The organism is Roseibium sp. (assembly GCF_965276855.1).
In the GTDB taxonomy this organism is placed as follows: Bacteria; Pseudomonadota; Alphaproteobacteria; order Rhizobiales; family Stappiaceae; genus Roseibium.
In genome coordinates, this window is the sequence record NZ_OZ255700.1 from 4,690,009 (window position 1) to 4,701,188 (window position 11,180).

Annotated in this window: 10 protein-coding genes; 6 read left to right on the plus strand and 4 right to left on the minus strand. The window is 55.4% G+C overall.

Features of this window, described 5'->3' with window-relative positions; translation table 11 throughout:
- Positions 1 to 132: 132 nt before the first annotated feature.
- The gene (locus ACQY4Z_RS21725; protein ID WP_428524743.1) at positions 133 to 4,254 is read right to left on the minus strand and encodes a hypothetical protein; all 4,122 of its coding nucleotides are present in this window, start codon (positions 4,252 to 4,254) and stop codon (positions 133 to 135) included.
- A gap of 755 nt (positions 4,255 to 5,009) precedes the next feature.
- Here ACQY4Z_RS21725 and ACQY4Z_RS21730 point away from each other — a divergent pair.
- From ACQY4Z_RS21730 to ACQY4Z_RS21740, 3 genes are all read left to right on the plus strand, one after another.
- Positions 5,010 to 5,315, plus strand: coding sequence for a hypothetical protein (locus ACQY4Z_RS21730; protein ID WP_428524745.1), 306 nt, complete (start codon positions 5,010 to 5,012; stop codon positions 5,313 to 5,315).
- Between the two features lie 237 nt (positions 5,316 to 5,552).
- Positions 5,553 to 5,789, plus strand: coding sequence for a hypothetical protein (locus ACQY4Z_RS21735; RefSeq protein WP_428524747.1), 237 nt, complete (start codon positions 5,553 to 5,555; stop codon positions 5,787 to 5,789).
- A 13-nt stretch (positions 5,790 to 5,802) separates the two neighbouring features.
- Complete coding sequence (locus tag ACQY4Z_RS21740; protein ID WP_428524749.1) at positions 5,803 to 6,045, plus strand: hypothetical protein; 243 nt, start codon at positions 5,803 to 5,805, stop codon at positions 6,043 to 6,045.
- A 98-nt stretch (positions 6,046 to 6,143) separates the two neighbouring features.
- Here the strand turns inward: ACQY4Z_RS21740 and ACQY4Z_RS21745 are convergent, their stop codons facing one another.
- Both ACQY4Z_RS21745 and ACQY4Z_RS21750 read right to left on the minus strand, forming a co-directional pair.
- On the minus strand, positions 6,144 to 6,665 hold the full coding sequence (locus ACQY4Z_RS21745) for a hypothetical protein (protein ID WP_428524751.1): 522 nt from the start codon (positions 6,663 to 6,665) through the stop codon (positions 6,144 to 6,146).
- Positions 6,666 to 7,226: 561 nt separating this feature from the next.
- The gene (locus ACQY4Z_RS21750) at positions 7,227 to 7,424 is read right to left on the minus strand and encodes a hypothetical protein (RefSeq protein WP_428524753.1); all 198 of its coding nucleotides are present in this window, start codon (positions 7,422 to 7,424) and stop codon (positions 7,227 to 7,229) included.
- A gap of 174 nt (positions 7,425 to 7,598) precedes the next feature.
- Between ACQY4Z_RS21750 and ACQY4Z_RS21755 the strand changes: the two genes are divergently transcribed.
- Complete coding sequence (locus ACQY4Z_RS21755) at positions 7,599 to 7,991, plus strand: hypothetical protein (RefSeq protein ID WP_428524755.1); 393 nt, start codon at positions 7,599 to 7,601, stop codon at positions 7,989 to 7,991.
- A gap of 204 nt (positions 7,992 to 8,195) precedes the next feature.
- Here ACQY4Z_RS21755 and ACQY4Z_RS21760 read toward each other — a convergent pair whose 3' ends face one another.
- Entirely contained in the window at positions 8,196 to 10,238 is a 2,043-nt protein-coding gene (locus tag ACQY4Z_RS21760) for an integrin alpha (protein WP_428524757.1), read from the minus strand.
- Positions 10,239 to 10,531: 293 nt separating this feature from the next.
- On the opposite strand from ACQY4Z_RS21760, the gene ACQY4Z_RS21765 reads away from it, so the two are divergent.
- Together ACQY4Z_RS21765 and ACQY4Z_RS21770 are read left to right on the plus strand one after the other, a co-directional pair.
- The gene (locus ACQY4Z_RS21765) at positions 10,532 to 10,738 is read left to right on the plus strand and encodes a hypothetical protein (RefSeq protein WP_428524759.1); all 207 of its coding nucleotides are present in this window, start codon (positions 10,532 to 10,534) and stop codon (positions 10,736 to 10,738) included.
- Between the two features lie 43 nt (positions 10,739 to 10,781).
- The gene (locus ACQY4Z_RS21770; protein WP_428524761.1) at positions 10,782 to 11,159 is read left to right on the plus strand and encodes a hypothetical protein; all 378 of its coding nucleotides are present in this window, start codon (positions 10,782 to 10,784) and stop codon (positions 11,157 to 11,159) included.
- Positions 11,160 to 11,180 lie beyond the last annotated feature (21 nt).

Genomic DNA, 11,180 nt, shown 5'->3' on the forward strand with positions numbered 1-11,180 from the left:
ATGATCCTTTACCGACGTCTTCCATGCATTCGGAGAAATCCGCGATCTACATTAAATACAAGAAGGCTGGAACTCGACGTCAAAGCAGCTGGATATGTCTCAAACCAAACTCGAAACGCTTTAGGTTGTACCTCAAACCAGCCCACTTGCGTTAAAATCCGCTGCGGTGGGAGCCGTTGTGCCTTGTGGGAGGCCAAGAAGAAGGAAGTGTTCCAGCGCACTTGTGCTGCTGTCCAATCCTTGCTCGTTTCGATACGTGGTAGTGTCAAAGTGGATCGACGCAGCTCTGCCTTCCTGATCGCCGTGATTGAGGAAATGCTGATAAGCGCTGACGAACACACCGTTGACAATCGCTTGAGCAACATCCGTGTTTTGCGCCAGATAATACTCTGGATCAAATAGCGGATTGACGGACCTGTTCTCGGAAGAGCCGAACAACTCGTAGTGCTCTGAGGCCGAGGCAAAAATGCCGGCCGCGACCGCGGCTGCGACATCCGTATTGTCCGCGAGATAAAACTCTGCATCGAACAGAAGGTCCGCGGCACGGCTCTCAGAATTGCCATGTAATGCATAGTGTTGCGCACCACTTGAAAACGCACCAGCTGCAACAGCTGCTGCAACATCCGCATGGCTGCTCAGATAAGCCGCCTCGTTAAATCCATAGGTTCCGGTTACCGTTGAACTGTCAGGATTGATGACCATAACCCGGTCCTGACCTGTTCCGTTCGCGCCAGTAAATACAACCAGTTCAACCGCGACCAGCGTATCTGTACCATCCCCATCCGTAACAGTGACCCCGCTTCGGGTGCCTGTCAGTCCCACGTCATCCTTCGTGCGGTCATAGACAACCGTGTCCAGTTTGTTGCCGCCATTCAGCGCGTAGTTGGCGGAACTGCCAAGAAGGATATCATCATTGCCGCTGCCGGCGACCAAATCGTTTCCGGTTGCGCTCCGGCCTGTGTCAAACGTGAGGACAAGATCTGCATAATCCGCGTCAGCCCCGCCTGTTCCAGCGCCGTTTTCAAGACCGAACGTGTTCTCTCCCAAGATCCGGATCTGGCCAGCACCATCCAGAGTGCTGTCACCGATGAAGTACGGCGACCCATCGTCAGAAAAGAAGATCGGGGCATAGAAACCTGTAGCACCCGATACCGTCCAAGCCGCCGTCGCCGAAGTTCCTGAATAGAGATATTCAAAACCGCCATCCACAAGGTCCTTGGCTTTGGCCCCCAATGCCCGGACTTCTGCCAGCGTTTTTCCGTCAATCTTCAAGCTGCCGTCGGTTCCAACATCTACGCGTACAAAACCAAACATGTGATGCAAAGTGCTAGCACCCGACGCAGTGATATCATGGAGTGTGCCCTGTTCCAGATATACAAGCGGAATGTCGGTTTGCCGCTGCGCGTCGGCGAGGATAGCTGCTTCATCCAGAGTGTTTTGAACTGCCGCACTGAGCGTGACATCGCCTAAGGTAATGTCATATCCGTCACCGGCGGCGGCCTGGAACGTAGCTGTCACGGTGGTGTCGACCGTGTCTTGACCGGACAACTGTGCGAAACGGATCTCTTGCCCCGCCTCCAGATAAACAGACTGCTGGGCTGCGGCCGCTCCCGATTGCCCGCCACCTAGAACACCCCGGATGGCCTCCGCAAGGGTGACATCTCCACCTGTTGCACCATCACGGCCGACATAATTGCCAGATGCATCCACGATATAGAGCAGGACGGCGGAGCCGGACGCTGGACCTTGCGCGCCAAGGGTAAACTCAACCCAATTGCCGCTGGATAGATTGCCAGGATTTGAAGCGGTTTCAAAGGTCAGGCCGGCATTGGTCGACGATTGCACGAGAGACAACTCATCCAGAGCAACCGTGACCGTGAGTTCCTTCGACGTCCGGCCAATCTGGCCGCCCACTTGATTGCCTGTGTTGAAGTATTCGGTCATCAGCACCGTGTAGGTACCATTGCCCAGCGCCTTACCGGTCGCCGTGCTCCATCGACCGTCAATATCGGCAGTGGACAAGACCGGTGCGAGGTCCGGACTACCCGTCTGCGTAAAGCTAATTTGCGCCAGGTTTTGCGCACTGATCTTGTTGGTGTAGTCCTTCAGCCACTCATTTGATCCGGAAGTCGCATTCGGGTTTTCTCCGGTCCAGCCGAACACCAAGTTTGCCTGACTGGTTGTCACAGCATTTGTATCGACATTGGTTTGTCCGGCGATGGCCTCGAAACCACTCTCGCCCAAGACACCTGCGACAACGGCGTCCGGCTCAGCCAGGTTAGAAAGATGTGTCTTATTGGAATTCCAGGTAAACAGGGAGGGATGCAACGTCGTGCTGCCGCTGTAGAGAAAGTCCAAGGCAAAATTGACAATCGTGTCCGCTGTTGACGTTTCCGGCGAGACCATGACCAGACCATCAGCTGCGACGCTGCCGCTTTGTCCGGATACAGCAGGATTCACAAACAGGCTGCCCTGTGTCTCTGCGTAGACGTTGACTGTTTTCGCGGTATCTCCCGAACCGATGACCAGCTGATACCAAACCGTCCCATTTTCGGCGATGGGCATGCTGGAGATGACCATGGCTCCATCAGTCTGTGCCGGACCGGATTGAGCCTCCCATGCTCCCGTTGTGGTGTTTTCTATAATCGTCCAATTCTGCCAGAGCGTTTCGTTGGCGCCCGGTTGAAACTCAATCGTGCGGAACGTCGGAATACCGTCCTCATTGCCAACAAACACTTTGAGGGCAACCGGGGTATCATCCTTCAAGATGATGTTCTGATTAAAAAAATTAAGACTTATGTTTGCGCCTTTTAGGTTGCTCAAATCAGCAGGCGAATAGGATGTCTCATCGAACTGGTCACGAAACAGATCGCTGTGTCCTGGCGGGGCGATGTAATTATAAATGACAGGCTGGGTGTACCCGGACGGCGTCTCACTATCATCGTAAATGGTCAGATCAATCGTCTGGACGTTGGCGCCATTGTAATAGACTGGAATGAGAGGCCCGCCTTCCGCATAGGCACTCATCAGATTGTCGGAGTAACCGGATCCGTATGAATTCGACTTGAAGAAAAAGAGTTCTGCGTACGGATCCTGAAAGACTGCAGCATCACCGGAAAGGTTTTTGCCGAAGGCGTAGGTCGGATCCCAGTTCCAGTTCTTGTTCAGATCAATGCTCTCAGTAACATCAGCATTGAGCGATTTGCCAGATGTTCCATAATAACCGCCGGTGAAGCCGGTCAATACCTGGGTGAGAACCGTACCCCATTGATTGTTGGCCCCGGTGTTCATCTCAGAACTGGAAGCCCCCTGGATCGTGTAGGGCGTTTCATCGTCGCGGTTTGAATAGATTTCGACATCGCCAAGGGTCGAATAGATGCTGTTGGCAAGTTGCTCAGCAGTGATCTTTATTGAGCCCTTAATATGACTTTCAGCGACAGGATCGAGCCAGAACGCGTTATCTGTTGCAGACCACTCCAGCTCGTATCCGAAAAAGCCGCCATTGTGATAAATCCCGTTGGCATCGGCAGCTCCATTGAAGAACCCCGAGAGCATAATGCCTGTGTCTTTTTTTAAGCTGTCGACATATGCGGTCCAGTCGGATTGGGAAAAGACATCCGGGATCTGGTTTTGCTCGGCCAGCGCGACCGCCTCGGCAGGCGAAATCGCAGCGCGAAAGGTCCCGGCCAGCGGCCCGGTTGTGAATTTTTCAACCGCATTTGCGTGGATATCCGAAACTGACTTGAAAATCGTCTCGCCGTCTACATCGTACCCTCTGCTCTGCGTGATCAGTGCCCCGGAACTGTCCTGTCCATATGGGATGTAGAGCTCCATCGGCAGCCCGAAGCCCTGCACAGAGGTGAGGTTTCCAGCATCCCCTGTCTGGTTAAGCAGGGAGACTTCAAAACTGTCGACGCGGTACTGATTGGTTTGCGCATTCTCCCAGTTAATGTCGCTCTCTTTGGTGATGATACTTGTGAGATCAGTCTGGGTTGCGGAAGGAGATTGACTTTGGACAAGTACATAAACCTTGCCGCCACTATAAGGCTCTGGGAGATCCAGTGTTGCAGAGTAACCTGATTGCCCGTCGATAGAGCTCACTCCATTGACAACCCCATTGTTGATGAGTGTTGTCCAGTAGGGCTGGATTGTTCCATCTGTTCCTGGTGCGAAGTAAACGGCATACGCATAAGCGCCGGGATTGGTGAGCTTGGTTGTAAGTATCTCTGTCAGACTGATATTGAGCACAGTCATAATAAGCTCCAATTCTTCCCGGCGTTGGCATCGAAGTTTTTAAAAAAAATCGCTATAAATCCCAATCTGGCGCTCAGTTATAAGCGTCATCCAATGCTCTTCCCTACTTGAGGTGCCTTTTCTGAAACTGACGTCCTTGCGCTCGAACTACACACGGAACCTCACTTGCCGCCAGTGTACCATCCGCATCCAAATCACTGTTTGCTGGTAAAAGAGTATCGGGGACCAACCTGTCCGGAAGGTAAACACTGATTTCAGAAACCGGCATTTCAGCTTCGATGGGATCCTCTCAAGCTTTTTCGCAGTCTTGGCGGTCGCGAGCCAGTCCGGCAGCCGTACGGAGATGGATATCAGTGCGAATATGCGCCTAACATTCGACAATGTTGCCGTGACGGGTCTGCATCAGGACGACTTCCAGTTCGCCTGACTTGGGGCCAGAGGCCAAACCGGACAACGGTCAGCCAGCAGGAAATATTTCCTGCCGTTTCTCTTTTGGTCGGGGTGTCTGGTCGAACGGGCGGTGATGAAGCTCTCACAGTTTGCGCGACAGCCATTTTAAGGGCGTTTGACGATGCCTTTTTGCAGAATCTTGAAGACGATCACTTGTGTCTTGAGTATTTCCGCCGGTCTCACCGGGTGTGAGACCTTGACGACTGCCGGGTCTTGCAAGGGTTTCACAGCGAATAGTTTGAGCCCGGCGGGATTTGCAGCCCTCATCAGGATCGATCGCGGCGGGGCGGAACGCGTCGCCGGCAATGACCGTAACGGCAAACGGCTGGGGTGCAGGTGATGGAAGGTCTAATCACGTGGGAACAGTTACTGGGGCTGGCCTTTATCAGCGGCGCGCTTGGCGGGGCGTGGTGGTTGCTATTGCCGCGATCTTAGGCGTCCGGCGGGACCTTAATGAATTCCGCCTGAAGGTGGCAGAGGAATACGCCAGCCGGGAACATCTCCGGGAAGTCGAACTGCGGCTTCTGGATGCGACCAACAAACTGTCCGACAAGTTCGAAGCCCTGCCATCAAAAAAAAATACCGCAACAACGCATCCACCGAATGACTGAAAAAGGCAATCTTGCGCAGGATCGGGCCAGACAGCTGCCCAAAAGGTCTGTCGATCAAGTTGCATCTGTCTGCTTCTTGAAATGGCGCGCATTGCAAAGTATTTGGCAGCTCATGACGGCTTTTGGTCGTTGTGCAAATTTTTCTTAAAAAATCTGATAGCGAGTTCCGCCGGTCTTGTGGCGTCGACTGTCGACATGTCGCGGAGGCACAGCATGGTGGAATAAAGGAGACTTGCGGTGCTGTTTTTGAAGATGCTTCACAGTTCCGGGCGTGGCAGAGGTGCCCTTTTTGTATGTGGCTTTTTGACGTTGATGCTCGTCGCGGGTGGGATCACATCCTATGGCCGGTATGCCGGGTATGACGTCTCCGATGCCGATGGGCTGCTCTACACGCTGATCCTTTATTGCTCATGGCATTTGGGTCAGACGTACCGCGGTTGGGTCGGATCGTGGATCAAACGGTTGGAGAAATAAGGAGCATCGCGCGGTGCGCATCAATTTTCCCAAATCAGTCATTCTTCTTTTTGTCTTTTGCTGGACATTTTTCTTTTTTTTGGGCGTTGGACGGTGGACAGGGGCATATCTTCGTGAGCTCGTGATCGGTCCAATCGTGATGGCAACTGTTCCGTCTGCCTTGCTGTGGGGCGGTATGGTCACACGAAAATGGGCCGAACGTGTGGATGCGGATCGCAATGAGCGGCTGAAAAAGAAGTCTGGAAAAGATGGTTAGGTGCCGATGGTTTTCGTTTCAGAAAAGCCGCCATTTGTGGCTTCAAGAAGCATGTTATTGAACAAAACGGGATCCAGCTTGTCCGCCATGAGGTGATATCAGCCCGCAGCGGGACCGGGCGGACGGCGCTCCCCGGTCGTGCGATATGTCTCCAGGCAAATGAGCGAGGCAGAGATTGCGGGCTCAGGTCTCGCCGGTGCTGTCCGGACCTCCGGGGCCGAATGCGGGCCTGCGGCACACGCGATGGGCTGTTTTTGCCGGAACTGGTCATACATCCAGGCATCCAGAACGATGTGCGGCCGGCCGGTCTGATCGGTGATCGAACCGCACCAATGGTTGATCAGGGTCTCCAGATCCTCAAGCGTTGTGCCATAACGCGTTGTGTGGGCCGGATAACTGCTGATTTCGATCAGCCAGGCAAGAGGGTGATGCCCATAAACGATCAGGTCCTCAAACCGGCTTTCGGACAGGAGGAACAGGCGGCCGTCCGCCAGATCGACGGCGACATCCCGGAACTGGGCCATGTCCAGATACCGCTGGACCCGGCTTAAAAACGTGGCTGCATCCACGACCGGTCCATCGAACGCGGGCGGTTGATCTATAAAAACGTCCTGTGACACCACTTGTCCCCCTGATATCGAAGGCCAAGTCTAATCAGGAAAACCCCAAGAAAAACGTAGCGTTCTATCGGAAAATTCAACGGTTGCGGTAAGAGAGCGTTTAGAAATTTTTCAAATCGGCACTGGCCCAGGCGGGCGCAGTTTCGGCACTAGAAAGCGATATCAAACCAGTCCCCTTGCGGCAGGCAGGCGGTCTTTTGGGGGCGCCCGTCGCGCACGGGCTTGTGTGCGAAAGTCGAATAGCGCCGAAACGCCTGATCCATGAAAGTTCCCTAGCGTAAAATATCGGTCAAGCGTTTCAGCGAGGGATCATGCGGAACCACGAGCGGGCCAGGCAGGCCGTTGTGTTGTTTGTAATGGGGTTTTTATGCCTGAGCGCGATCCTCGGCCTGAGCGCCGGTTATGTTTTTGGGTCCTAACCTGAAGATCGCAACCTGACCCGCCAGACCATCCGTACCAGTTTGAGACGGGCCCCAAACCCCAGCCGCTGTCCGGCCTCATTGCAGCTTTGGTTTCAGTATAATCACCGGTGTTCCCTAGCCCTCGGCACGCTCCAGAGCTTCATATCCGGTCCTCAGATCGGCCCGGACCTGCGCAGGTGTTCGAGCGTTTGGCCTTTTCCGCGTCCAGCGCATCGTAGGCAGCGGCAATCGCCGGGTCGAGGCAGTCCGGGGCCAGTTGATGAACGGCCCGGGCAAAGGCTAGAAGCGCGTTCCCCAAATCCCGCGTTTCATCGTCACTCTCTTTGATCCTGGACATGCCAGTGCCTCTTTTCCCGGGGTGCAACAGGCGCCCAGCTTTACCGGAAGATGTGCCACCTTTGAAGGGGCAATCGGCGGCAAAGAGGCCGAGCCAGGGGCAGCCCTGAATGCGATGTGAGCTTTTCCGGATCGGCGCTTGACGGTTTTTGCGACTTGAGAACATAAGAAGAACATGAGCGCGGATTGGACAACGGAAGAAGAGCTGGCCCGGTTGATCCGGGCCCGGGCCGCGCGCGGCCGAATGGTCACCTTGCGGCCGGAGACGGCCGAGAAAATTGCCCGGCGGCTGCTCACCCCATCCGGCGCGGACCGGCATCTGGCCGGGCTCGGCTTTCGCCTGGAAGTCTGGAGCCCGGACGGGCGCGGATTCCTGGAGCTGCTGGCCGCGGCCCAGAGCTATCAGCTGATCAAGCTGGTCTTTGATGCGGCTTTAAAAACCCGTCCGGGCGGGCGGCTGGTGGTGCGCCAGGGCATCCGGGTGGTGCTTGATTCCGGGCCGCCGGATCCGGACGGGGCAGGCAATGTCGTGCGCTTGCCAACGGCGGGAACCGGCCCGGCGCGGTAATGCAAGATGGCCGGCCCTTTTCGGTGTGTGTGCTGTGGTTTCGCGCGCGGAGAGGCGGGTCGGGGCGGAACGACAGCCCAAGTGGGCTGAGACTGCACGCGGGCCATCCGCAGCCCTGTGCCTTTCAACGCGGGAGACGTCGTCGGCCGAGATCTGCCAGACTGTCCGGGCGTTTCCTCAGTTTGTACGGGTGTGACGGCCGCCCTAAAGGTCGTACCCGTGGCCAATTAGCGCAAGCTGGATCTCGCCGTCGGAGGTGCCATCAAGGGCGTCAAATCGGCCAAGGGTCTCGCCACCGAAAACAACGTAAGCGCCATTGCCGGCTGAGGTCGCGCCGAGTTCCGAATTGAAGGCCCCAATCATTAGATCGTCGATACCATCGCCGTTCACATCACCTGCTCCGGTTACGGACCGCCCGGCACCATCATACATCGGACGTCCCGGATAATTCTTCGCATTGGCGTTGTTGCCATTCAGGATATAGCCATTTTCTCCATTCAGGCTGCTCAAGTCGATGATTGGACCAAAACCCTCTGCGTTGCCGAATACAAGATAGGTTTCTCCAGCATTCTCTTGATCGGTCGGATCCGCGTTCGGTGCACCTATAAGAAAGTCTGCCAGGCCGTCGCCATTGATGTCTCCCGCGCCTGAAACGGAAAAACCGCTCCAATCCTCGGCATCGATGCCCCTCAGAACAAACCCGTTTGTCCCATCGAGCTTGCTTAGATCCAGTGAACCGCCGTAACCCTCTTGGTTGCCGAAAACCACATAAGTTTCGCCAGCCATAATATTGCCGTTGGTGTACGCGTGGTGCGCTGAAATCACAATATCAGAGATACCATCCCCATTCACATCACCGGCAACTGAAAGAGATTTTCCAGTTAATCCAATCCCCGCATAACCCTGCAAAACAAATCCATTTGTCCCATCAAGACTGCTCAACTCAATGGAGGCGCCAAAGCCGATTGCACTGCCATAGACAACATATGCATTTCCCGCGTTCAAAATATCGTTGGGATCAGCAGCGGGTGCTCCGATCAGGATATCATCGATCCCGTCGCCGTTAAAATCACCGGCGCCAGACACAGCACGTCCACTGTCTTCTTCTGCTGAAGCCCCGTTGATGACAAAGCCGTTTGTGCCATCAAGCGCACTCAGGTCCATGGAAGCGTTAAACCCCTGAGCACTTCCAAAAACAACATAGGTCTCCCCGGCGCTTACGCGTCCGCCCGGAGCAGCGTTGTAGGCCCCAATCAGAACATCGGAGAGCCCATCACCATTCACGTCACCCGCGCCGGAGACGGAGTGCCCCGTGTAATTGTCCTTCTCGATGCCACGCAGGACGAAACCGTTGGCACCATTAAGGCTGGTGAGGTCAAAAGCAGCGTCGAAACCCTGATTGTTTCCAAAAAGGACATAGGCGGCACCAGCACCGAAATTTAGGCCTTGATATGAAGTATCGGATCCGAAGATTACATCAGATATTCCATCACCATTAAAATCACCGACATCTGAAATCGCCTGTATGCGTTTTGCGTCTGCGTGACCATTCACTACAAACCCCTGGCTGCCATCGAAGGCGTTCAATTCAATCGTTGAACTGAAGACTTGGTCGCTCCCATACAAAACGTATGTTTGCCCCCAAAAGCCCGCGCTTGGCGCAGTTACAATTAGATCATCAAATCCATCATGGTTCATATCTCCGGCGCCTGAGACAGTAGAACCCGCACTGTCGCTGTATTTTGCGCCAGACAGGTAAAAACCCAACTGGTCATGCGGCGCGCGGCCTTCATCCCGGCCGTAGGCGAGATAATGCGCCAGCGGGTTGAGACCGGCTGCCACGACATCGGGGTTTTGCTGATTGTAATGGGCGCTGTCGAAGGCCGGGCCCGGGTCGCGCCCCTCGCGGCCGCCGTAGTCCAGGTAATGTTCCAGTGGGTCAATACCAGCGGCTGCGACATCCGGGTTCTGTTCCAGATAATAAGCGGCATCGAAAAACGCGTTCGGGGCGCGGCCTTCAGCCTCGCCGTGGCCGTTGAAATGATCAAGCGGATTGATACCCGCTGCCGCCGCGTCCGGGTACGTCTCCAGATAGTAAGACGTGTCGAAGAAGGGATGCGGGTCCCGGCCTTCGCGAAAGCCGTTTTGCTGGTAATGCTGAAGCGCACTCGACAGGTGGCCGGCTGAAATTGCAGCGGCGACATCCGGGTTCTTGGCAAGATAATAGTCTTCGTCAAATGGCAACATGAAAAATCTCAAGGTTATCGGAGGTCTTCAAAAAAACGGATGTTCGTTGGGTTTAGGGCTTTTGCGTGAGGAAAGCGCCCCTACCAACCTTGACGCGAGGTCAGTCAAGTTGAACAGCAGTGGTTTTTTGGGGCTTTTTCGGGGCAGCGCAGGCCAAGCCAATCAGGCCAACGCTCAACCGCCCAGAGTGTTACCCAGGAACCCGCCCAGTATCCCGCCCACAGAATCACCCAAAGCCCGGCTGGCATCCGGGTTTTGCCGAGAATGCCGACCCGGCATCGCGACAGCCCTTGTTGAACCGCGCAAGGTTGCGGGAGCACGCGGCGGACATCCTGGCGGGTCTGTCGCCCCACTTCCGCTCTTCCTATTACCTGCGCTTTCACCATCACCGCGCCTATCGCGAGATCTCCGACCATTTGAAGATCTTTGAACCGCTCGCGCGCAAGCGGGTTTATCAGGTCCGGCAGTTCCTGAAGGAACTGTTGGGGGAGCGGCGGTGAGTCGAGAATAAACCTGTTCCTGTTGCCATGGGCTTTGGGAAAAGTGCGGTCGCGCCGCCTGACCCTGAACACTAATGCCGTGAAGGGGCTGCATCAGGACGGTCTCAATGAAACGCTGGCGCAGCTCCGTGAAACCACGGTACCGGTGTCTGAGTACAAGGACCTGCAGAACCAGCTGGATGCGGTGAATACGACCGTCGTCGAGCTGCGCGAGACGATTGAGACCCGCTACACCGCCAATGAAGAGCATGCACGGGTCCTGCGGCAGGTGGATGCCCTGAACGAAACGGTCACTGTTCTCACCGAACGGGCCGAGCGTTTCAAAACCCGGTACTTTGATGCGCAGCGCGTTTATGACAGCTTCATTGACACGTGCCGGGAAGAGCGGGCCTGCGCGCAAACGCTGGGGCTGGTGCAGTGAGGCCAGCCATCCTGCTTGGCG